The organism is Cupriavidus phytohabitans (genome assembly GCF_017815025.1).
Taxonomy (GTDB): domain Bacteria; phylum Pseudomonadota; class Gammaproteobacteria; order Burkholderiales; family Burkholderiaceae; genus Cupriavidus.
Genome location: NZ_JAGIQB010000001.1, coordinates 252,928 through 275,732, shown reverse-complemented (window position 1 = coordinate 275,732; position 22,805 = coordinate 252,928). Strand labels below are relative to the sequence as shown.

Below are 22,805 nucleotides of genomic sequence, written 5' to 3'. Positions count from 1 at the left end.
ATGGGCCCTTCTCGCAGGCCCGCCCGTCATGTCAGCCTTCTACCCTCCGCAGCGGTTTCCATATCCGTCGCACGCGGCTCAACACGTTCGTTGTCTTTCCAAGGGAAGAAGACATGAGCAAGCAACCCACCAGACGGATGGAAGCTGTTGAGACCGGTCTGGGGCCATTCCCGCTTCTTGGGGAGTCGCAGCGTGCCAAAAATCAAATCGAAGATTGGGAAGAAAGCCGCGTAGTTCGAATTGTAGTAGTGGCTATCGCGCCCATGGTGCAATCGGTGAAGCTGAGGCCCGGAAACCAGCCTCATTAAAGGCCCAAGCTGCAGCCTTACATTTGCATGGTTAAAGTAACCCCATCCGCTGAAAAGTACGATCGCACCGGCAAACGGCAAGAGTCCCCCCACCGCATATGACCATGGTCGGAATGTGTACAAGTACGAAACCCAGCACGAGCCCGCCGAAGCTATGCCTTACGGCAGTCGACGCGTTCATCGCGGAATCGGCGTGGTGAGTTCTGTGAAAAATCCACAGTATGCGGAAAGTGTGTTCGGCCCGGTGCTTCCAGTACTGGAAGAAGTCCCATACGAAAGCATATACAAACGTTGCCAGGATCGCACGAAGAAAACCATTCGTCGGCCACTGCACGGACAACCGATCAATCAACGCGACATTCGGTAGTTGCAGCCCCACCCAGCCATAGAGCGGACCCAGCGCCGCCATACCTAGCAAGAGCGCCGCATACATCGCGAGATTATGCAATCTACCGTGTGCGCCCGGATCTGCAGCCGCTGGCTTCCATACCTCAAATATCCACACAATCCCACAGGCAATCGCAGCAATTGCGACGCCCTTCCACGGAGCCGCCAGGGCCATTGCCAAATCCGACAGGAATTCCGTCATTTACTCGGCCTCACATAGCTTCCGTTTGGCCGCACGGACACCAGCAACTATTGCAGCTCATCCCGTTCCTCTCATTTGCTTTTTTTTTGGAAGGATTTTAGCGCGCTACCCCATCCAGCGGCCACGTCCAAAAGTGTGGCGTGCGCAAATCCTGACCTCTTCCAGCGCTCGCAGGCTGCCCGGCGATGCGGGGAAGGTGTCGTAGTCAGCCACTACTCTTGTTCGCTGTGCCAAGCTGAGCGACATCAAGATTTCACTTCGACCTAAGCCTCCAGCCACAGATGTTCGCCCAAGCGCGGTTGGGGGGCAAGATGGCCTTGGCGGTGTCGTCCGTCCGATAGTTCGTCCGCATTGTCAACGTAGATTGGCCTCATTCAGTCGCAGGCAGTGTGTCCACCACCCGAGTCTGGATGACCACCTGCGGTTCCGGCGGCGGCTTACTTTCCCCACTCGCGCCGCATCTTCGATTCTCGTTCAAGTCGGAACCGACAGCATAATGGGTCCATTCGGAGAAGGGCTGCGTTTTACGCTCTTCCACATTGCGTCTGGTTACTCTCTCCAGGCCGCATTCTCGGAGCTGCATGTCTACTGAGCTTACGTTCTTCCCGACAAGGCCTGTGGTAGCAATCTCTAGCAACGCCTCTCGGTTCGCCAGGACCCTCACAGCCGCGAACCGCCCTACGCGCCTCTTGCGAGCACGAAGATGCCGCCAACGATAAGACATATACCAAATGCCCTGCCAAGCGAAATGCTTTCCCCAAACACAATCGTGCTTGCTATCGCGACTAGCAGAAAGGTTGCGCCCGCCATCAAAGGTGCCGCCATGGAAAGCGGGTTTACCGCGAATACCTTCACGGTCAACAAGAAACTGGATCCATAAAGGGCAATGGCGAGCAACAGCCATGGCGAAAACCAGGACGCCATGCCGTCGTTACCAACGCCGTGGCGTCCGGCAACTTTAATCATTACTTGTGCCGCCACGTTGCACAGCACCGACACAAGAGCTAGCAATGGGGCATTCATGATTGAACGTCCTTCCTCTGAGTTTCACGGACGAAGGGAGGGCGCCCTTTTATCTCATCATATATACGACTCAGATAATGGCCGATGATACCTAGACTCACCATCAATATGCCGCTTGTCATAATAATAAGGAGGTTTACAGTCGTAAATCCATCGAGCGCAGTACCTTCCGCTTTTTGAATCAGACTCACCGTTCCCACTATACCTCCGAGAGCAAACATTAACATTCCCAACCATGTAATAGATTTCAGGGGAAAACTGGAAAACATGGTAATGTTGTTGATCGCGTATTTCAACAACTTAAGTTTGTTCCATCTAGACCCACCAATGTCACGCTCGGCCACTTGGAACGGAATACGGGCACTTCTGAACCCGACCCAGTGGATCAAACCGCGGAAGAACCGATTGCGCTCTGGCAGCCTGATATAGGCGTCGACAACGGACCTATCAAGCAGCTTGAAGTCCGAGTGGCCCGCAATATCGAGTTCAGATAAGTTGTGAAATATTTTATAGAAAAGCTTGGCAAACACACGATTGGCCACAGTTTCCTTGCCGCGATTCGCTTTGACCGCCTCCACCACCGGAAACCCACTTTGCCAAAGGCGGATCATTTCAGGGATAAGTGCAGGTGGGTGCTGCAGGTCTGCGTCAATCACGATTACGCCGTCCCCGCGAGCCTCCATCAATCCCGCCAGAATTGCAGCCTCCTTACCAAAATTGCGAGTGAAGCAGACCCCTCGAATTCGATCATCGGATATGGCGGCATCACAGATTTCAGCCCACGTGCCATCCGCAGAGCCATCATTGACAGCAATGATCTCTAGAGTATGGCCTTTTGCCTCAGCTTCACGCGCAATGATCTGGAGATTGCGCTTGACGATTGCCTCCTCGTTGTACAGCGGAACTACGATCGAAATCATTGTCATCTTTCAAAACCTTCTTTCAACTGTGACCTTATGAATTTCCATGACGCCATCACCGTCGTATATGCTTCGAATTTCCAGCGCGGGTAAAGGCCTTTCGAATGCGAAATCCGCACTCAGGCTAACGCTAGAGCCATCGGTCGCACGCAGGACGCCCTGGGTAACCTTCTGCAATCTATTGGCACCATCGGCCACCACATCCCAGGTACCACATTGACCGTCGGCTGCCGACGAACACGAATATTCGATCGATGCCCGGTATTTGCCCGGCGCAAGATCGACATAAGGGCCGTAACTTAGGATACCAGCTCGACTGGGTTCGCTGACTATGCGCCCGCCTTCCAGACGCCCTACTACGGTAGGCAGTTCCTTAGCTGCGTATTCTGCCTTTTCCTCAAGCATCAGGCCGTTGACAGGCGCCCGCTCCCACTTAATCTCGCCGACGCTCTTTAGCAGTTTGCGTCGACACACAAGAATCTTATCGACCACCGCACACTCACCACGTTTGGCTGCCGTCACAAGAGCAGGGGGTAGGTCAAACCGGATGAACTTTAGTTCGCTCTCGCGCATAACAAAGACCGTATCAGAGTCAAACTCGGCTGGCAGACCCGCCCCTGCAACGCCGCACGACCTCTTTAGTCGTGCAATGTAACCGGTATTGAACGTCAATCCCTGTCGCGCCGCGAGATTTTGGAAGTACAGATACTGTTCTGCGCCTACATGACCACAACCAAATGCCGGATACATAATCAAGTGACGCGCGTCAGCCAGAATGGATGGCCATGGTTTTCGGTCCACTTGCTCAGGACGATGCACCGCGTTGATTACATTGTTTCGGATAGCGGATGTGTCAAACCACTGTAGCGGGAGTGCAACTGCGAAGACGCCAACCGGTACTAGGCGCGCCTTGCTCCTCAGCAAGCGGGCCAGCATAACAAACATCAAGAGATATCCAACCACCCAGAAAAAACGACCACTCGCCCGAAACGAACTAGTAATGATTTTGAATACCGATGGCAGCGAGTATCTGAGTACCTTGCTATCTCCCAGATACCACGTAGTTGAGAGTGCATACAGAGTCAAGACCATCGCCATCAGTATCAAAAAAGGATACTTGACTTTCACGCCCAATGGCTGACGCTTGCGCATGAATGACAGTGTGCCCGCGGCCAGAATCAAGAGCCCTCCCGCACCAAAATAATTAAAGCCTTCTTGTTGCCCCCCTGTGGCGTCAATTTGGCAATGCAGAAAGAGGCCACCGCAGAAGGGGGATGCTAGGTTCATCGAAAAATAGTCAAACCCCCCCGCACCACCCGCCGAACCGATATAGCCGAAAAGGTACATCAAAGCCCCGACCAGGCCTAGCGATGCCGCGACTCGCAGCCCTTGTACACGCCAGCTCTCGCCTCCGACTCGCTTGTCGAGCACGTAGGCAAGAAAAATCGCGTAAATCATCGCCATAAGGTACGGATGTACCAACAGCGCAAGACCGATCAAACCAATCAAGCACCGAGCCGCAAGCCCGCTTTTTCTCGCGTCCTTGACACCCGCGAAATATGCACTTAGGGCAAACAATATCAGCCCGTGGGTCATCAACGACGTGTGTCCTAGGCGATTTGTTAGTGCCGGCCAGGAGACAGCGACTGAAGCAGCAATACATGCGGCAAAAAGTGTCCGACAACCGAGTACCCGTATTAACACTGCAGCCCCTAGTGCTTGGGTTAGGTACGCGACCGCATGCCACAAACCAATATATTGGAAGCCCTGGGGCAGCAAGCCACTTATTGGCTTAAGAAGAAGGGCTAACAGAGGGATACTATCGGTCAATGCAATGCTTACGCCATCGGGATTATTTAGGCGCGTAGTGCGAAGCAGGGGAAAATGCAAACTGTCTCGCGCATAGAAGAGCCATCCACTCACATGTTGGCTGGCGTCTCCATCAGAAAAGTAATATCCGATGCCGCGAAAAAAATCCAACGGGTAGACGTATGCGAGGTAAGCGGTCGCAACGGCCAACGCAATTGCTGCAGCGGCCCAGGTCGGGCAAGGGACATCGAAAACTCCTTTAGCAACGCGTCTCACAACAGATCACTCTCCCTCACATTTCCACTTTTTCTGCCAGTTGCTCCGTCGGTTTACTCCATTCATTGGGAATGGCTTCGGGCGCTCATGGAGCCTGGAAAACTTGTTAGTATGCACTAATTTAACCTCACCCCCAACATCTGCTAAATTGTAACTTCCCGAGGAAATGTTGATTTGACGACGCAGACGATCAGCCGCACTGAAAACGCGTGCGAGGGTAAGGAGGCATTGATAGGTCCACCCAGTCGAACGCACAAGCTTGGGAGGCAGTTGATGGGATTCGGCAATGCACACGTAGTGCATGGCGCACTTCTTGACTGATCCCCTCAGCGTGGTCTGATGAGCGTGCACATCGTAGCGGCGTGTTCGCCGCCACTATTCAAGCAGGCTGCCAGCGCTTCATGCGGTCATGGAAGCGGGACTTGCGCCAAAGCTTGTTGGCGTGTCTTACGTGCCGCAGGAGCCTCGCCCGGATTTCTCTCTGGGTCTACAGTCCCTGTCGCCCGGGAATCAAATGTTGTTGGCCGTCAGGCATATCCATCCTTCGGCATCGGCTTGCTCACCAACCTTCTTAGGCTGCCGCATGGTGCACCTCTGAGCCGCTCGATCGGGAGAAGCAACCGGAATTCAAGCGTGTGGGAGGGTATGTCGGTGGTTGGCCGGCAACATTGTTCCGCTATCTGAGGATTTCCAAGCCCTACACGCGCAGTATAAGCCACATAAGGGAAGACGCTCACCCGACTGCGGGTTAGAATGCAGTCTTTCCGGAGACTTCCCGCCCCTTTTGCGGTGGTTGTTATGCTCGAACCCACACACGGGTCCAAGCTGGCTCCTACAGATGTGATTGACGAGCGGAAGAACAATGAAGACCGAAAATAAGAAATGGAGATTGGAATGAAGGCAGTGATCCTCGCTGGTGGACTCGGCACCCGAATCAGTGAAGAAACTAGTTCCCGCCCCAAACCCATGGTCGAAATCGGGGGTAAGCCTATCCTATGGCACATACTCAAGATTTATTCGTCACACGGTATCAATGATTTTGTCGTTTGTTGTGGCTACAAAGGCTATGTCATTAAGGAATATTTTGCAAACTATTTCCTTCATATGTCGGATGTGACCTTCGACATGCGGCACAACAAAATGGAAGTCCACCATCGCTATGCGGAGCCCTGGAAGGTAACATTGGTCGATACTGGCGACAATACCATGACCGGTGGTCGTCTCAAGCGCGTCCGACAATACGTCGAAAATGAGGAAGCGTTTTGCTTCACCTACGGTGACGGTGTCAGCAATGTGGATATCAGCCAGCTCATCGAATTTCACCGACAGCACGGGAAGAAGGCAACATTGACAGCCACCTACCCGCCAGGCCGCTTCGGCGCACTAGACATCCATACCGACAATCGCGTCCTCTCTTTCAAAGAAAAGCCAAAGGGCGATGGGGGGATGATAAACGGAGGATTCTTTGTTCTTTCGCCTGCGGTAATCGACCTAATTAAGGATAACGATACAAGCTGGGAGCGCGAGCCTTTAGAACAATTGGCAGAAGATGGGCAACTGGCGGCCTTTCAGCATCATGGATTCTGGCAGCCAATGGATACCCTGCGCGACAAAAATTACCTCGAAGAACTCTGGCAGTCCGGCAAAGCTCCTTGGATGATCTGGTAATGAATTCAGCTTTCTGGCGCGGCAAACGCGTCTTTCTTACCGGTCATACCGGCTTCAAGGGAAGCTGGCTGTCGTTGTGGCTGCAAAGTCTCGGTGCAGAGCTCACCGGTTTCGCCCTTTCGCCGCCAACGCGGCCCAGCCTGTTTGATGAGGCTCATGTCTCAGGCGGCATGCGATCAATCATTGGCGACATTCGTGACCTCCCTGCGCTGCGACAAGCCATGCACAGCGCTCAACCAGAAATCGTCATCCACATGGCAGCCCAGCCGCTGGTGCGCTATTCGTACCAAAATCCGGTCGAGACCTATGCCACCAACGTGATGGGTACAGTGCATTTGTTTGAAGCCGTGCGTAACACGCCTGGCGTCAAAGCCGTAGTGAATATCACCACCGACAAATGCTACGAGAACCGGGAGTGGGTCTGGGGCTATCGCGAAAACGAACCCATGGGCGGCTATGACCCATATAGCAACAGTAAAGGATGCGCGGAATTAGTCAGTGCCGCCTATCGCTCGTCTTTCTTTAACGCTACCTCGCATGCTCAACACGGTATTGCCCTAGCTACTGTTCGGGCTGGCAATGTCATTGGCGCTGGCGATTGGGCGCAAGACCGTTTGATTCCGGACATCCTAACCGCCTTCGAACAGGGCAAGATCGTCAGCATTCGTAACCCCCACGCTATCCGCCCCTGGCAGCACGTCCTGGAACCTCTGCGAGGCTACTTGATACTGGCAGAGCGTCTTCACGAACAAGGCCCCGCCTTCGCTGAGGGCTGGAATCTCGGCCCCAGCGACGAAGACGCCAAGCCAGTTGGGTGGATTGTGGAGCAACTGGCTGAGATGTGGGGTAACGGCGCCAGATGGCAAATCGACACTGGCCACCATCCGCACGAAGCTACTTATCTCAAGCTGGATGTATCCAAGGCGCGAAGCCGTCTTAATTGGCGGCCGATCCTGCGCCTGAACGATGCTTTGAAGCTAATCGTAGACTGGGCAAAGCAACGCCAAGCCGGTACTGACATCCGCCAACTGACCCTCGCCCAGATCCACGGCTATCAAACATTGATCAAAAGCTAAAGAACACCATGCAAAACGCCAATACCCACGCACTCCGCGAACAAATCGCCAAGTTGGTCGACGAGTACGCCGCTATCGCGCTGGCCCCACAGCCATTCCTGCCCGGTGCCTCCGTCGTGCCGCCGTCCGGCAAAGTCCTCGACGCCGCCGAACTTAAACTCATGGTCGAAGCCTCGCTCGACGGTTGGCTGACGACCGGTCGCTTCAACGACGAATTTGAACAGCGCCTTGCCGCCTTCCTCGGCGTCAAATTCCTTATCACTGTCAATTCCGGCTCTTCCGCCAACTTGGTCGCATTTTCCACGCTGACATCGCCCAAGCTCGGTGAGCGCGCAATCAAACCCGGCGACGAAGTCATTGGTGTCGCCGCTGGCTTCCCGACCACTGTCAACCCCATTCTGCAATTTGGTGCTGTGCCCGTCTTCGTCGACGTCGAACTAGGCACGTACAATATCGATGCCACCAAGATCGAAGCTGCCATCAGCCCCAAAACCAAAGCGATCATGTTGGCCCACACGCTGGGCAATCCATACAGCCTGGAAGTCATCACCGCCCTTTGCAAGAAATACAACCTTTGGCTGGTTGAAGACTGCTGCGACGCGCTGGGCTCCACGTACAACGGTCAGCTCGTCGGCACTTTCGGCGACATTGGCACCCTGAGCTTCTATCCTGCCCACCACATCACAATGGGTGAAGGGGGCGCAGTCTTCACCAACAATGCCGAACTCAAACTGATCGCTGAGAGCTTCCGAGACTGGGGCCGCGATTGCTATTGCGCGCCTGGCAAGGACAACACCTGCGGTCGCCGTTTCTGCCAAAAACTCGGCAGCTTGCCCGAAGGTTACGACCACAAATACACCTATAGCCATCTCGGCTATAACCTCAAGATTACCGATATGCAAGCTGCCTGTGGCTTGGCGCAGCTCGCAAAGGCTCCTACCTTTATCCAGCAGCGGAAGAATAACTTTTCCTTCCTCAGGGAGCGTCTGGCTGCATGCGAAGAATTTCTGATCCTGCCGAAAGCCACCCCTAATTCAGACCCGTCCTGGTTCGGCTTCCCGATTACCCTCAAGGAAAACGCTCCGGTCACTCGCGTCGAACTGCTTCAATATCTTGACCAGAACAAGGTCGGCACCCGTCTACTGTTCGCTGGCAACCTAGTTCGTCAACCTTATATGATCGGACGAAATTTCCGGATAAGCGGCGAGCTGACTAATAGCGACAAAGTAATGAACAACACGTTCTGGATCGGCGTGCAGCCTGCGCTGACGCAAGACATGCTGGAATTTTCCGCCAGCAAGATCGAAGCCTATTTGGGCGTGAATTTTTAAGCGGTGCCTCCAATGAGCCTCCCGACGAAAGCCTTCGATACCAGTGTACTCCGAAAAAAAGTACTGGATATGGCCTATGCCGGTTCCACGGTGCACATTGGTTGTGCGTTCTCAATTATTGAGCTCCTAGCGGTTTTATATCGAAACCATTTGCGGTATCCGGGCAACAATCCGGTTGATCCTGGCCGCGACTATCTCGTGCTCAGCAAGGGCCATGGTGTTATGGCACAGTACGCCTGCATGCACGAATTGGGCTGGCTTAAGGATGAGGCACTGTCGCGGTATTTTTCCGATGGCAGCGACCTGAAAGGCCTTTCCGATTCAAGAATACGAGGTCTCGAAGTGACTTCGGGCTCATTGGGCCACGGCTTCTCGGTCGGCGTAGGTCTCGCGACCGGAGCAAAGCTACGTGGCACTGGTCAAAAGACCTATGCCTTGGTGGGCGATGGCGAGCTAAATGAAGGCCCTATCTGGGAGGGAGCACTTTTCGCGGCCCACCACGAGCTAAAGGACTTCATGGTCATCGTGGACGAGAACGGCTTCCAGGCAATGGGGAGTACTCAGGAAGTCCTCAAGCTTGGTTCGATCCAATCCAAGTTCGAGAGTTTCGGCTTTGAAGCGGTAACGATCGATGGTCATGATGAGACTGCCATTGACTGCGCGATCACCGATCTCTGGAAAAGCGATTCGAGGTCGCCAAAAGCTGTCATTGCCAAGACGGTCAAAGGCAAAGGTGTGCCTTTCATGGAACACAATAATATTTGGCATTACACACGCCTAAATGCGGAAACCTATGCACAGGCTGCATCCGCCGTTGCCGGGGGTGCACAATGAGAGCTGCTTTTTCTGACGCACTGATTCGCCTCGCAAAAGCCGACCCCAATGTGCTGCTCCTAACCGGGGATCATGGATATGCCTTGTTCGATGCTTTCCGCAAAGAGTGTCCCGCGCAATACATCAATGCAGGTATTGCCGAACAAAACATGGTCGGGATGGCCGCAGGACTGGCGCGGGCCGGTTTCAGGCCTTTCGTCTACGGTCTAAGTGCCTTTATACCGTTACGGGTTATCGAGCAAATAAAACTTGATGTGGCTCACGACAAATTGCCTGTCGTTTTCATCGGCGATGGAGCAGGGTTTGTCTATAGCCATCTGGGTACGAGTCACCAGGCCACCGAGGACATTGCTTGTGCACGAGCGATTCCAGACTTGTCGGTCTATTCGCCCGCGGATCGTTTCGAGCTAAGTGCCTGCATGGAATTGGCGTATCAATCAAGGTCTGCCGTCTACTTGCGCATGGGGAAATCTGACCGCGGCGACGTCCATCTTGCCGAACCAGAAGCAAGGATCGGGGCGTTATTGGAAGTCAAATCCGGAAAACCCGGCGATATCACATTCATCGCCACAGGCTCTCTGGTGCGCACAGCCAAGGATATCGCTGCGCAGAGATACCCCGATGCAGCAGTTTGGAGCGCTCCCTTCATCAAGCCTATTGATAGCGCAAAGGTGACCGCCATCTGCGAGAATAGTCGTGCAATCGTAGTCCTTGAGGAACACTCCATACTGGGGGGCCTAGGTTCCCTTATATGTGAAATTGCATCAGAATCTGCACCTTTACGAATTCTGAGAATTGGCGTTCGCGATCGTTTTTCGCATCATTGCGGTACCTACGAGTATCTGCTGAAGGAACACGAACTAGATCGCCAGGCAATTGAGCAACGAATTCGCGATTACCTCGCCTCCCTGCCTCGAGCGAATCTATGCGAATAGCTATCCTTGGTGCCACCAGCCAAATCGCGGGAGATCTGGTGCTGGCCTTCTCTGGGCAACGCAATCACGAGTTAGCATTGTTTGTACGTCGCCCAGAGACCATGAAACATTGGCTGGCGGGGGCAGGCTTGTCGAACCGTCATAGCGTTGCGGACTTCGGCGCCTTCGACATAGATGAGCGTTTCGACGCCATTGTGAATTTCGTCGGCGTTGGCAATCCAGCCACGGCTGCGGCAATGGGAGCGTCCATCCTCGATGTCACATTGAAATACGACGACCTGGCAATGGACTACTTAAGGCACTACCCAGATTGCCGATACATTTTTCTGAGCAGTGGCGCCGCGTACGGTTCAAATTTTGCCGAGCCGGTGGACGCAAATACCAGGGCTGTGATTGCAATCAACAACCTCCAGCCGCAGGACTGGTATGGCGTTGCCAAGTTGTATGCTGAATGCCGCCATCGTGCACACCCGACCCTCTCGATTGTGGATGTTCGGGTATTCAGCTATTTCAGCCACACGCAGAATCCTTCAGCGCGATTCTTTATTACAGATCTCTTGCACGCGATAGAGTCAGGCGAGACGTTAATTACTTCGCCGGACAATATTGTACGAGACTACATTGGACCGGACGACTTTACGCGATTGGTCTCCCTCATTCTCGAGGCCCCCCCTTCGAATAAGGTAGTGGATTGTTACACCCTCGCGCCAGTAGCCAAGATGACGTTACTGGAAGCACTGAAAGAACAGTTTGGTTTGGCGTATGAAGTCAGAAATGCACCGGCAGGCGTCAACGCGACCGGGGTGAAGATGAATTACTATTCGATGAATCGCGAAGCGGAGATTTTCGGATTCTATCCAACGCGAAATTCAATGGATAGTATTTTGAACGAAGTTCGTCTGATAAGCAAACGAATATAGCCAACCGTGCAGAAGTTCACATTGAATATTTGCCACGAATTGCTTAAACACCAGTTTGTAAAATTTCTTTTCGTTGGCGCCTTGAATTCCGCATTCGGATATGGGTGTTTTGCAGTCCTTGTGTATGCAGGGCTGCACTTCACCTTTGCCCTGTTCTTGGCAACGATTTTCGGAGTAATTTTTAACTTCAAAAGTACTGGCGCCCTCGTATTTGGCTCTCGCAACAACCGCCTTATATATCGCTTTATTGGCTCCTATGTTGTGGTTTACATAGTGAACGCAGCCGGAATCAAGGCATTTTCTCTCATCGAAGTCACCCCTTACGTCGGGGGTGCAATTCTCATTCTTCCGATGGCTGCGCTGGCATTTATCCTAAATAAGCGATTTGTTTTCAACTATGACTAAGCTGATAAGCATTGTCACACCGTGCTATAATGAAGAAGAAAATATCGAAGAACTGCATCGGCGGATCGCTGAGGTGATGTCCAAGCTTCCGTATGAGTACGAGCATATTTGTATCGACAATTGCTCCACGGATGGCACTGTCGGAAAGCTCAGGGAAATTGCTGCCAGGGACAAGCGGGTTAAGGTTATTATTAATGCAAGAAATTTTGGTCACATCAGGTCCCCTTATCATGCCTTGCTACAATCTAGCGGCGACGCCTGCATCCTGATAGCTTCGGATTTGCAGGATCCGCCGGAGATGATAGCGGAGTTTCTAAAGGCGTGGGAAAATGGATATAAAACCGTATTGGCCGTCAAGCCAGAGAGCGAAGAATCCCCCCTGATGTTTGTTATTCGGAAAACCTATTACCGGTTTATTTCCAGAATATCGGAGGTTCCTCTCGTCAAAAATGCCACAGGAGCAGGTCTTTTCGACCGCGTCATCATCGATATTTTGCGAAAAATTCAGGATCCCTATCCATATTTTCGAGGTCTGCTATGTGAAATAGGGTTTCCGATCGCAACCGTGCCTTTCAAGCAACCGAGGCGCCAGCGCGGAATAACCAAGAACAACTTCTACACGCTGTATGATATAGCAATGTTAGGAATCACGAATCACTCAAAGGTGCCATTACGACTTATGGCCATGGGTGGTTTTCTCCTATCCATTCTCAGCCTATTTACCGCTATCGGCTTTCTGATTGCTAAATTTATTTTTTGGGACTCCTTTCAGCTTGGGATTGCCCCAGTTCTGATTGGTATTTTCTTTTTTGGTGCAATTCAGACGTTTTTCATTGGACTGCTTGGCGAATACATAGGATCAATACATACGCAGGTTCGGAACATGCCCCTAGTGATCGAAGCTGAACGCATAAATTTTGATTCCTAGTGCAATCGAGTGAAACTAGCGGCGAATATTGGCTCCGAAGTCATCGTGCAGATCCTGGCAAGGGCCGCCATCCTGCATTTTGGCGACTCGCCAAGAGTGATTGAGTTACGGCGGGCGCCAGGCCGAACTACTGCGCGGGCTCGCCGAGCAGGCGTAACGACCCGGTCAGCACAGTCGAATGAATCGCTGTTGGCGTAGCAGGAGTTAGGGAGCGGGCGTGTCGAGGAACGGCAGTTCGTCAGCGACGGCCCAGGGCAGGAGTTCGGCGATCCGATTGATGGGGTGATCGGCGATGCGGCCCAGCACATGGCGCAAGTACGCTTCCGGGTTCATTGAGCCGGGCGGTGCCGATGAGTGTGTACATCGCGGCAGCCCGATCGCCACCGCTATCTCCTGAGTCCGACAGTTAGGGCTATGCTGAACAAGCCGCGTGAATTGGTGCGTTCAGAGTGATAAGACGTGTTCGCTCAGAAAAATTGGCTCTGATGACGAGAATTTTTCCTGCCGCCCCCAAATGGGGCGTGTTGGCGGAGCACTTGCCCGCGCGGGAAAGACACAGCACACCAACCCCGTCCAATAACTTTCTTCGTAGACAAACGCCGTGACAAACTTCACTGCCCAACCTTCATCGGCAGCCACCGCAAGTGCCAGTGCGGGGCGCTTGTGTTTCATCACGCCGATCGCGCTTACTTTAGTAACGGCACTGGTCGGCTGGGTGCTCGCTGGAGGTCCTGTTGTCAAACTTGGGGTACCGCTGATCTACGAGGGTGACGGCCTGCTGATGCTCACGGTCATCAAGCGAGTCATCGAGAACGAGTGGATTTACCACACCGACCTCATGGGCACGCCCTTCGGCTCATCCCTTTATGACTACCCGATGCCGGACTCGGGTAGTCTGCTGGCGCTCAAGATTCTCGGCTCGTTATTCGGTGGGCCAGCCGCGGCACTGAACTTCTACTATCTGCTGGGTTTTCCGTTGAACGCGTTGGCAGCGTATTTCGTGCTGCGCAAGTTCAACCTGAGCCGTACCCTCAGCTTCGCCGGAGGCCTGATCTATACAATCGCGCCATTCCACTTCATGCGGCTGCCGCATCTCTTCTACACCTGGTACTTTGTTGCGCCCATTTTCGTCTGGTACGCATACCGAATCTCCACGGGGTCGTTTGGGTGGAAGAAGGGGAAAGGAAAGCAGTCCACGCTGGTCATAGATGTCTGCGCCGTGCTCGCTGCATCATGCTTTGGTGTCTATTACGCGCTCTTCGGCTTGATCGCATTCTTGGGTGGTGGAATCATACGCAGCCTCAGCACCCGGAAATTTAGTGCACTCCTGCCTAGCCTCCTTGCTGTCGGTATCGTGACGCTCGGAATCGCCGCAAACGTCGCGCCGAATCTGCTGGACCGCAGCAAGCACGCAGCCAATCCCGAAGCCGTGCAACGTTTTGCATATGAAGCCGAAATCCACGGGCTCAAGCTCGTGCAACTGCTATTGCCGCGCCCCGAACATCGCCTTCCGAAATTCGCGTCATTAAACGCCCAGTATTCGAACAGTTTCCCGCTGGTCTACGAGAACCGTTTCGCGGCGCTTGGACTCATTGGCAGCATTGGCCTGCTGTTCCTTCTCACAAGACTGCTGATACCGCAGCCCAGCGGGGAAGATGGACGGCTGCTCCATGTGCTTGCGGGCCTGACGCTGGTTCTACTGCTGGCATCGACGATCGGCGGATTCTCATCTCTCTTCAGCCTGCTGATCAGTCCAGCAATCCGCGGCTGGAACCGGGTCAGTATTTTCATTGCATTCACCTCGGTGTGCGCCGCCATGATTGGCGTCAAGTATCTCGGCACACGAGTCGCGCCTCGCCGCTCGATCATTGCCGTCGCGCTATGCGCGCTGGCACTATGGGATCAGACGACCAATGCTTGCACCGCGTGCCTCGTGGCAAACGAGGCGGCCTGGGTGAACGACGCAAAGTTCGTGGCAAACATTGAGAAGCAGGTTCCTCAAGGGAGCATGATCTATCAGTTGCCATATATCGGTTTTCCCGAGGTGCCACACCAGCACAAGCTGGGTACTTACGATTTGGGGCGGGCTTACCTTCATTCCTCGTCACTCAAGTGGAGCTACGGCGGCATGAAAGGGCGCCCCGGCGATCTCTTCTTCCGCGCCTTGGCACAACAACCGACATCTCGACAACTCTCGATTCTGGAAAGCCTGGGATTCGCCGGCATCTACATCGACCGCCGCGGATATATCGATCAAGGAGCGGCAATTGAGCGAGAGCTGACTCAGTTGCTGGGCAAACCCGCCACGCTAGTGAGCAACGATGGGCAACAAGCGTTCTTCGCTCTGGCAAGCAACCCCGCGAATGCCGCTTCCCTCACCGGCCTGAGCGACAAAGACATCATGGAACGCGTCGACTTTGTCGCCGACACAGACGGCGAGCGGTATCGCGGCACCCTGCAGCAAGGCATCGATTTCAGCCGCTCCGGTTGGCCCAGGTTCGTCTCCTCCGTGGAAGGGCTGTCAATTCTCGAAAGCTGGGGACGATGGTCAGATGCCAACTTAGCACGCGCCGTCAAGGTGAGCTTTGCAGACGCGCTACCCAAGCAGTTTGTCCTGAATATCGAAGCGCAAGCTTTCGGCCCGAACGCTGGCAATCCGGTCATGGTCAGCATCGGAGGACAGTCCTCTACCTTCATGCCCACTGCGCGCATGCAGCAATTCTCCCTGCACTTCGCGCCCGCAGAGGGATCCAGGGAGATCACGATTGCCGCAGGAAATCCCCGATCGCCTTACGAACTGGGAATCGGCGGCGACCAACGCAAGATCGGCATCGGCCTGCGCCGCCTGTCGGTGCAGCCCGATTGATCACAGTCTTCTGAAGGCTGAAAGGTGGCGATGTCTACTGCAGCAGGCAGCAGGCATAGCCCGGCTCGAATGAGCTGCCCCTCAAAGGGTATTCGCTCTTGGCGGCGGCACATTCCCGCCACGCGGCCACTTCGGCACGCAGCGCGGTATTTTCTGCTTGTTTTGAGGGCTCATTGCAGACCTTCGGCCGCCGCCGGGATGAGCCTCGACATATTCCTACCACAGCAGGGTCAGCGTGACGCCTTGCGGCGCAGGTCCTGATGGATGCGGGATAGTCCGGCGGCACGTAGGCGTTGTTGCGTGCGCTGGGAGCAAGCGGGCGGCGATCGCCGCCTCGTCGAGGTCGCGTTGTAGCTGGTCCCATGCCAGTCCGGCCTCAACGGCCAGCGACACATACTTGGACACCACCCTTTGGAGACTTGCAGCGCCGCGGCAATGCTGGCGTGCGACAGTCTGGATTCGTGTTTGAGTCGTAACACGTCTTTGATCATGCGTATCGTCATGGGGGCTTGGGCATCGCTTCTCCGTGCAAAAACGCAGAAGGTTATCCACAGCCTGGGTTGAAAAATAAGCAACATCCCCAACCGGATCATGCAAGCCGGGCGCCACCACGTCAGAGGTGAGATGGCCCCCGGCGAGCCGGTCACGATCGCCGGAACGGCCGGTCACGATAAACCGGAAATGCCAGTCACGATGCCGGAATCCGCGGTCACGATAATCCGGAATGACTGGTCACGATCGGCCGGAAATACGCAATCACCGAGGAAGGCCTTCGCATACTTTCTTTTGCGTAAAAAATTTTGCGAAATTTTGCGCGCTCTGCGTCCATGTCAAAAAAGGTATTTCCCGAGAAGAGGGCTCTTGCTCGTTTTTCCTGAGCTCAAGCCATGTCTTAATGGCAGCGGCCAAGTCGCTTCCCTGATTGGCCGAAAAATAGTAGGCGTGTTCTCCAGCCACCTCGCGGAATACCGGCAAGTCTCGCGCGATAATTGGCAATCCGTGCCGAGCCGCCTCAATTAGAGGCAAACCAAAGCCCTCACCATAGGACGCGGCAACCAAACATGAGCTTGCAGCATACACACGCGACAAATATTCATCAGTAACACTTTCCAGCCAAAACAAACGCTTCCCTTGTTCAGCATGGGTTCGCAGCGCGACCGCCAGATTCTCAACCAACCACCCCTTTTTACCGACAATAACCAAGTTGACGTTCTGGTTCTCACGCCACAGTTGCTCGAAAGCGGCCAGCACCTGGGCGTGCCCCTTCCGAGGTTCCAATGTGCCAACCATTAAGAAAGTCGGGATATCACTCAACGGCTTGAATGCCGAGCCGGCATCGCCCGGAACTCCTGGCAATCCGAGCGGATTGTCAATATCCGCGCCGAGATGAAACCAATCAATCGCAAAAGATTGGGCCCGTTCGGGAGCCCACTGATTGATCCAATCAGCAAGCTCTCCCGCAACCGCTTTCGAAATGCATATTGCGCCATCGCTTTCCAACACCACGCTCAACCACCGCTCAAATCCTTCTGTCGCGCCAGGAACGAAGTATTGCGGCTGAAGAACACAAAGCAGGTCATAAACAACAAATTTGACCTCTACTCCACGTAACTTCATATCCTGATAAAACGCGCGTTGCGCCGGAACAATCTGTGGCTGTAGATCCAATCCGATGAAAATGTCCCCGGGACCATAATCAATCGGTGCGTCTTGCAACCAATGGTCTTCAAAACCCATTAGCTTCATCGTAAAGCTGCGAGCGTAGCGGTAGGCCTGCTCGGTCGTCGCATAAACGGGTTCCACTCGGAAACCTTCCGGCGGATGCTCCAGCCACTCCTTCAGCAAACTACAAACCACTCGCTGAATTCCACTTTTTGCGTCGCGTTGGACAAGTTCCGAAATATCTACCAATAATTGCCGCCGGCTGTTACGCGGTACAAAGTTCATCGCCGTAGACGTCGCCAATTGCCGAAAGTGAGTGTCGTCCGCCTCACCAACACGGCTAATAATTGTGCGCGCTAACACAGCGGTATTCGCGCTGGCCTGGTGATAGAAAGATTCGATAGCATTCCGATATCGTGCGGCGCACACATCCGGCGAGTGATGAGTCAAAATGGTTTCTCGTGCCAACGCTCCCATTTTTTGGCGCAAGCTCGAGTCTGAGTACAATGTGTCCAATGCGTTCGTTAGCTCGTGATCGGAAAATTCGTCTGGCAGCATCCAGACGGTCTCGGGATCCAGATCCGCCATGCTGCCGTTCGCATTAACGATCGTCGCCTTTGCGTAATTCATGCAATCTAGGACCGTTGCGGAAGTCTCCCCTCTAGAAAGAGTCCGCAATTGCACACCGACGTCTGCTGCAGCCAGATATCGATGGAAAGTTTGGGTGTCTGCCCAACCGGTAATGCGGACATTGGGTCGCTCGCCCAGTTCATGAATACTACTGACCAGTTCGTCACCGTAACGACCGAGCTGATTTTCTCCAACGAAAATTAGATGGCACGTAGAATTATGGGCCAGCGACGAGTCGGCCCATGCTTGTAACAACCGGTGATTCAATTTTGTCGGACCTAGTAAGCCGAATGCACAGACCAAGTAATCGTTTTCCCCAAATCCTAACGATGCGCGAGCGTCGGCTTTATCAAAATCAACCGCAGTATTGCGCGCAAGAGGTATCTGAACCCAATCGGCCGTATCCCCACCGTACCATTGCCGTGCCAATCGTATCGCATTTTCCGAGTGAACGATAAGCCCCAGGCTCTTCTGAATCACATCCAAACTACACGGATATTCCCACACAACATCTGCCGTATCCGATTTCTGATGCCGGTCTCTCACACCAGCATAACCGTGCCCCGCGTACAGCGCCGTGGACCAGTAGCCAGGGTGCCATCTTTGGGTATCCATCTCGGCTGCAATCCCAGAAAGAAAAAAATCGTGCAGCGCCACTACCCCAGGCACGACCTCGAGGAGCGGAAACATGTATCGATGAAACGATGAATTGCCGAAGTGGTACAGCACACTGTCATATGCATCGGGATTTCGGAGCAAGAATTCCGATGTTCTGACGGCGCCGTATTTGAATTGAACGTCAACATCCATGCCATCTTCAACGATAACATCGATATCGTAAAACTCAGAAAGCGCAGGCAGTAACTGCGCACTGAAGTCAGCAATTCCCGTTCGAGAGGGCGGCAGAGGTGATACATACGCCAACCGGGGGCGCGATGTTTGGCCTAATGCAGTCCGTTTCTGCTCCAACCAAGCCTCATACCGCGACTCCATTGCACTAATTGCACGACGACCGCTTTCATCCCATGAGAACTTTTGTGCTTGGTTCTCGGCGCGCACCACCAGTTCCTGCCTGAACTGCTCATCAGTCAGGCCGCGCCGCATACATTCGGCAATTGATCCATCAGATTTTGGATCGAACAGCGCCTCGCTCCAGCCAATCACTTCCGGCACGCTCGACGTATTCGAACCAATGACTGGAGCAGCACATCGCATTGCTTCCAATACTGGCAATCCGAATCCCTCGTGCCACGAAGGAAACACGAATAGTCGGCACAAATTATAGAAAGACAGTAATTCCTCATCCGGCACAAAATCCGTAAATACGACATCCTGTGCATCTAGACCGAATTGCCTGGCCAAGCGCTCGAGCACCTCGCGGCTAGCCGGCTGGATCGAACAAACGATCGTCAGTTGATGAGACTGCCGTAACTCTTGCGGCAGAAGTGAAAAGGCGCGAATCAGTCCCTCGACATTCTTACGGTGATCAATGCCACCCGTATACAGCACGAAAGGCTTGGATAATCCATATTTGCGGCGCAGAATCGCTTCCTGCTCGCAATCAATACGCGTGGGTAGGAACCATGTATCCACGCCGGTGGAAATATTAACCGACTGTTCATTTGCTAAATTCAAATATCTGATACCCTCCTGACGAGAAGATTCGGATATCGCCAACCACAGATCGGCCCGCCGCAGGTGCTCGATCTTTTCCATGTACCAAGCCCTAAAAGAAGGATTTTCCAAGTATGGATCGGGGTAGATATACGGAATCAAGTCGAAAAGCGTAACGGCAACCGGGACGCTTTCTTGGAGAGCATGAATACTCGTTACTGATTCGTCGCCAAAACCCTCGAAAAGACTGGTGATATAGATAAAGTCCGGCTTCAGACTTAGCAAAAAACTTTCATAAGTCAGCTCAGCTGCTCGGCGACGCCAACCATTTTCTTCGCCAACGTAAGCAACCGACTTCGGTGGAGACCAAATGCGAATGTTTTTCCGCGCAAGCGTATGTCTAAACTCTTCGCATAGGGAAGCGTTCTCACTTTCGAACGAACCATTCAATGCGAGGAGGATTTCATGCTCACCGCGATGCCGAATCATAGCCTTGACGATAGACAAGGTATAGCGGCCTATGCCTCGATTTCGCGACGCAAGGCTCTGCGCCCCCTGCATGTCGAAAACAATACGCATCAATGTCTTCCCTTATCTCTACTTTCCAGAGCAGCTTTCAATGCCACGTAGAATTTCCGGGCTCGGGGCGTCAACCCGTCATCCTCAACAGGAACCACGTTCATACGAACCTCGGTCACCGGCACGTCGGTCGTCGGAACCTCAGCCGTCGATTGTATGGGAGCACCGACAATAATGCGAATCAAGCGTTGTTTAACGCTTGGAACAACATCCAGCGCTCGCCCGACCAGTCGTCGTAGTAATGGCCGACGGTCGGCATATATCGCGCACCGCTGCAAGAACCGTCGCGCTTTTTCTTTGCTCCCTCGTTTTGCATTACGCGCGAATGTCGCTACACGCCGCAGCGGTGCCGTAATACGCCACGATGTACTGCAATAGACCGCCTGCAATTGCGTCGAAATCTGTTGCATTTCGCTTCGAACTTGCCGTATGTCCAATTCGACTTGCTGGAAATGTAATTCAACTTGATGGCTATGCGCTCTAGCTTGTTGGTTATGCTGGTCGAACTTCTCGATACGACGATCCAGTAGAGCAACATTTTTGCCGAGGCTCTGAAGTTGGTCCTCGAACTCATTATTTCGATTGGTCAACCGATTTTCGAATCGACTCGCCAATACTGCCAAGGTCAGCCCATAATCTGCATTAAATGCATCGTCAAATAATTTCGACAGATCTCCATCACAGACTTTTTGAGCAACTATGCCATAGTCTGGGCTTACGCCGCCCAATACATCCAATAAATGAACGTCAACATTCTGGTCGCGCAGGATCTCCGATTCTTGCAATCGTATTTTTTTTATCCTTGAAAACCCAGAGTACTCAACGACGAATCCAAGAAGCTCTGGAGGGATCGGATTTTTATGACTGGGATCTAAATAAAAATTACACCCCGCAACAATAATGTTTTCAGGGTTGGGGGTCTCAAGAATCAAAATCCCACCCGGGCGTAACACGCGAAACGCCTCCGATACTAGTGCAGCAAGGCACTCGAAATCCAGGTGCTCCACTACGTGAAACGCCGAAACCACAGATAAGGACTCGTCGGGTATTGAGCGCAATGCACTCAGCGCGTCCTCTTTTTGAGCATTTAGCCCCAACACATGGCACGCCTCAAGCATGCCATCGTCCAAGTCGACTCCTTTGGCGAGAAATCCCTCCTCAGTCAGGAGTTCCAACCACTCTCCACGGCCACACCCTAAATCAAGAGCAACTATGTCAAACCCAAACGTAAGCAATGGGCGGATAAATGGCAAATACGATCTCTGTCGCTCTTTTATCTGCGTCCTGGAGCCACGATGTCGATCTTCAAACGCGCGATAAAATTCATAACTCATAATGAGCTCCTGATGCCAGTCTACAATCAAACCCCGCCCCAAAAAACGCTTGTCTAGACATTAATCACATTAAATTCCAGTGTATGATCTTGCTTTGATAACTGTTATTAATATGATTATTTCTGGCCTGCTCGTTTTTAATACCATAGTCGCCAGTGAGTTCAGCCCCGTCCGCACAGCCCCAAGGAGGAAACGGGGATAAATCGACTGAATCTCCCGCATTACACTTCCGACGATAAAAGCTGTGGCACAATGTCAAAGCCATCAGGGTGATGCAGTCGATTTACAGTCCATGGCCGATCGTCGCGATCATTTTCCGTCCTCGCCCAGTTGGGGTGGCAACTCTTGTGTTGTGTGCCGGATCGAGCGGCTTGCGACCGCGCTTCTTGCGCCTGGGGCCCGCCACCTCGACCTCGGCCGTCCCTTCTTCTTCCTGCGCCGGCGCAGCGTTCGGCGCGAGGGCCGCGGGAAGGCATGGTCGCTCGCGGCAAACAGAATGAAACCTGCCTCGGTCTTTACAAGAACATCCCTTGGCTACAAGGTATGGCAACGCGACGCGCCGTGGCATAGCTATATTCTTCAATTCGATCGAGACGAGAATAAATGTTCTCGATCCAATCCTGCAGTCTCTGAGAGGCGGGATCAGATAGCTGCCGAAAGCGATGCTGGGACTGCATGTGCAGTTCGGGCGGTACATGTAATTCCTGGAGCGTGGAAGCCAATGCTCTGCGAATCTCCTGCTGTGACTTCCCATACGATTCGAGCAACTCCCCTCGTTGCACGACCTTCTTGCGCCGTAATAGTGGACGCATGCCTGATTTCGTGCAGAATATTCTGATGCACGCCATCGAGCAGATAACTCCCCATCCTTGATGCAATCGGCCGAAGCAAGGGCTTGGCCAGACGAAATCCGAACCGCGCGACCGGCCGCAACACCTTCTTGATCCAGGACGTAGTCACTCCATCTTGTGGAATTTCCTGCCCGGTGTCGTGATCATGAGTCATGGTGATATCGGCCTGCGCTGGAGCACGCCGCACCGCCAGCCTGTTTTCCATTTTTCATTCGCTTTGACGCAACCTGAAAGGCTGCCGAAACAT

At 53.4% G+C, this 22,805-nt stretch carries 17 protein-coding genes and 1 pseudogene; 9 read left to right on the top strand and 9 right to left on the bottom strand.

Annotated features, from left to right (window positions below; genetic code table 11):
* Positions 1-26: 26 nt before the first annotated feature.
* From J8I34_RS35420 to J8I34_RS01220, 5 genes are all read right to left on the bottom strand, one after another.
* On the bottom strand, positions 27-401 hold the full coding sequence (locus tag J8I34_RS35420; protein WP_369796394.1) for a sterol desaturase family protein: 375 nt from the start codon (positions 399-401) through the stop codon (positions 27-29).
* Positions 340-897, bottom strand: coding sequence for a sterol desaturase family protein (locus tag J8I34_RS01235; protein ID WP_051320343.1), 558 nt, complete (start codon positions 895-897; stop codon positions 340-342). The genes J8I34_RS35420 and J8I34_RS01235 overlap by 62 nt, the downstream gene beginning before the upstream one ends.
* Positions 898-1,575: 678 nt before the next feature.
* Positions 1,576-1,920: a DMT family transporter gene (locus J8I34_RS01230; protein ID WP_051320342.1), complete on the bottom strand. Its 345-nt coding sequence runs from the start codon at positions 1,918-1,920 to the stop codon at positions 1,576-1,578.
* Positions 1,917-2,840 (bottom strand): glycosyltransferase family 2 protein, encoded by a 924-nt coding sequence (locus J8I34_RS01225; protein WP_029045416.1) that lies wholly within the window; start codon positions 2,838-2,840, stop codon positions 1,917-1,919. The genes J8I34_RS01230 and J8I34_RS01225 overlap by 4 nt, the downstream gene beginning before the upstream one ends.
* A gap of 9 nt (positions 2,841-2,849) precedes the next feature.
* Positions 2,850-4,925 carry a DUF6311 domain-containing protein gene (locus J8I34_RS01220; protein ID WP_371748028.1) on the bottom strand — a complete coding sequence of 692 codons (2,076 nt, stop codon included), beginning with the start codon at positions 4,923-4,925 and terminating at the stop codon, positions 2,850-2,852.
* Between the two features lie 894 nt (positions 4,926-5,819).
* Between J8I34_RS01220 and rfbF the strand changes: the two genes are divergently transcribed.
* The 8 genes from rfbF to J8I34_RS01180 are packed head-to-tail and all read left to right on the top strand — an operon-like array spanning position 5,820 to position 13,022.
* Entirely contained in the window at positions 5,820-6,593 is a 774-nt protein-coding gene (gene rfbF, locus J8I34_RS01215; protein ID WP_209805168.1) for a glucose-1-phosphate cytidylyltransferase, read from the top strand.
* A complete protein-coding gene (gene rfbG, locus J8I34_RS01210) occupies positions 6,593-7,669 on the top strand; it encodes a CDP-glucose 4,6-dehydratase (protein ID WP_029045413.1) in 1,077 nt (358 codons plus the stop codon). The genes rfbF and rfbG overlap by 1 nt, the downstream gene beginning before the upstream one ends.
* 8 nt (positions 7,670-7,677) lie before the next feature.
* Positions 7,678-9,000 (top strand): lipopolysaccharide biosynthesis protein RfbH, encoded by a 1,323-nt coding sequence (gene rfbH, locus J8I34_RS01205; RefSeq protein ID WP_029045412.1) that lies wholly within the window; start codon positions 7,678-7,680, stop codon positions 8,998-9,000.
* A 12-nt stretch (positions 9,001-9,012) separates the two neighbouring features.
* The gene (locus J8I34_RS01200) at positions 9,013-9,834 is read left to right on the top strand and encodes a transketolase (protein WP_029045411.1); all 822 of its coding nucleotides are present in this window, start codon (positions 9,013-9,015) and stop codon (positions 9,832-9,834) included.
* Complete coding sequence (locus tag J8I34_RS01195; RefSeq protein ID WP_084402358.1) at positions 9,831-10,769, top strand: transketolase family protein; 939 nt, start codon at positions 9,831-9,833, stop codon at positions 10,767-10,769. Before J8I34_RS01200 ends, J8I34_RS01195 begins: the two co-directional genes overlap by 4 nt.
* Positions 10,760-11,689, top strand: a complete 930-nt coding sequence (locus J8I34_RS01190) for an NAD-dependent epimerase/dehydratase family protein (protein WP_209805167.1) — start codon at positions 10,760-10,762, stop codon at positions 11,687-11,689. The genes J8I34_RS01195 and J8I34_RS01190 overlap by 10 nt, the downstream gene beginning before the upstream one ends.
* Before the next feature lie 6 nt (positions 11,690-11,695).
* Positions 11,696-12,094: a GtrA family protein gene (locus J8I34_RS01185; protein WP_209805166.1), complete on the top strand. Its 399-nt coding sequence runs from the start codon at positions 11,696-11,698 to the stop codon at positions 12,092-12,094.
* A complete protein-coding gene (locus J8I34_RS01180) occupies positions 12,087-13,022 on the top strand; it encodes a glycosyltransferase family 2 protein (RefSeq protein ID WP_029045408.1) in 936 nt (311 codons plus the stop codon). Before J8I34_RS01185 ends, J8I34_RS01180 begins: the two co-directional genes overlap by 8 nt.
* A gap of 204 nt (positions 13,023-13,226) precedes the next feature.
* Here J8I34_RS01180 and J8I34_RS01175 read toward each other — a convergent pair.
* Positions 13,227-13,413 (bottom strand): annotated as a pseudogene (locus J8I34_RS01175) (transposase domain-containing protein); the annotation flags it as partial.
* A gap of 210 nt (positions 13,414-13,623) precedes the next feature.
* Here J8I34_RS01175 and J8I34_RS01170 point away from each other — a divergent pair.
* Positions 13,624-15,888, top strand: a complete 2,265-nt coding sequence (locus tag J8I34_RS01170) for a DUF7024 domain-containing protein (protein ID WP_198030787.1) — start codon at positions 13,624-13,626, stop codon at positions 15,886-15,888.
* 756 nt (positions 15,889-16,644) lie between these two features.
* Here the strand turns inward: J8I34_RS01170 and J8I34_RS01165 are convergent.
* From J8I34_RS01165 to J8I34_RS01155, 3 genes are all read right to left on the bottom strand, one after another.
* The gene (locus J8I34_RS01165; RefSeq protein WP_209805165.1) at positions 16,645-20,373 is read right to left on the bottom strand and encodes a glycosyltransferase; all 3,729 of its coding nucleotides are present in this window, start codon (positions 20,371-20,373) and stop codon (positions 16,645-16,647) included.
* Positions 20,373-21,707 (bottom strand): class I SAM-dependent methyltransferase, encoded by a 1,335-nt coding sequence (locus J8I34_RS01160; protein ID WP_084402608.1) that lies wholly within the window; start codon positions 21,705-21,707, stop codon positions 20,373-20,375. The genes J8I34_RS01165 and J8I34_RS01160 overlap by 1 nt, the downstream gene beginning before the upstream one ends.
* Before the next feature lie 642 nt (positions 21,708-22,349).
* Positions 22,350-22,763 (bottom strand): hypothetical protein, encoded by a 414-nt coding sequence (locus tag J8I34_RS01155; protein WP_156914488.1) that lies wholly within the window; start codon positions 22,761-22,763, stop codon positions 22,350-22,352.
* Positions 22,764-22,805: the final 42 nt, after the last annotated feature.

Excerpts from the sequence above, each read along its gene's own strand:
- J8I34_RS01235 (WP_051320343.1), bottom strand. The coding sequence starts at position 897 with ATGACGGAATTCCTGTCGGATTTGGCAATGGCCCTGGCGGCTCCGTGG.
- J8I34_RS01230 (WP_051320342.1), bottom strand. The coding sequence starts at position 1,920 with ATGAATGCCCCATTGCTAGCTCTTGTGTCGGTGCTGTGCAACGTGGCG.
- J8I34_RS01225 (WP_029045416.1), bottom strand. The coding sequence starts at position 2,840 with ATGATTTCGATCGTAGTTCCGCTGTACAACGAGGAGGCAATCGTCAAG.
- rfbF (WP_209805168.1), top strand. The coding sequence starts at position 5,820 with ATGAAGGCAGTGATCCTCGCTGGTGGACTCGGCACCCGAATCAGTGAA.
- rfbG (WP_029045413.1), top strand. The coding sequence starts at position 6,593 with ATGAATTCAGCTTTCTGGCGCGGCAAACGCGTCTTTCTTACCGGTCAT.
- rfbH (WP_029045412.1), top strand. The coding sequence starts at position 7,678 with ATGCAAAACGCCAATACCCACGCACTCCGCGAACAAATCGCCAAGTTG.
- J8I34_RS01200 (WP_029045411.1), top strand. The coding sequence starts at position 9,013 with ATGAGCCTCCCGACGAAAGCCTTCGATACCAGTGTACTCCGAAAAAAA.
- J8I34_RS01195 (WP_084402358.1), top strand. The coding sequence starts at position 9,831 with ATGAGAGCTGCTTTTTCTGACGCACTGATTCGCCTCGCAAAAGCCGAC.
- J8I34_RS01190 (WP_209805167.1), top strand. The coding sequence starts at position 10,760 with ATGCGAATAGCTATCCTTGGTGCCACCAGCCAAATCGCGGGAGATCTG.
- J8I34_RS01180 (WP_029045408.1), top strand. The coding sequence starts at position 12,087 with ATGACTAAGCTGATAAGCATTGTCACACCGTGCTATAATGAAGAAGAA.
- J8I34_RS01165 (WP_209805165.1), bottom strand. The coding sequence starts at position 20,373 with ATGCGTATTGTTTTCGACATGCAGGGGGCGCAGAGCCTTGCGTCGCGA.
- J8I34_RS01160 (WP_084402608.1), bottom strand. The coding sequence starts at position 21,707 with ATGAGTTATGAATTTTATCGCGCGTTTGAAGATCGACATCGTGGCTCC.
- J8I34_RS01155 (WP_156914488.1), bottom strand. The coding sequence starts at position 22,763 with ATGGAAAACAGGCTGGCGGTGCGGCGTGCTCCAGCGCAGGCCGATATC.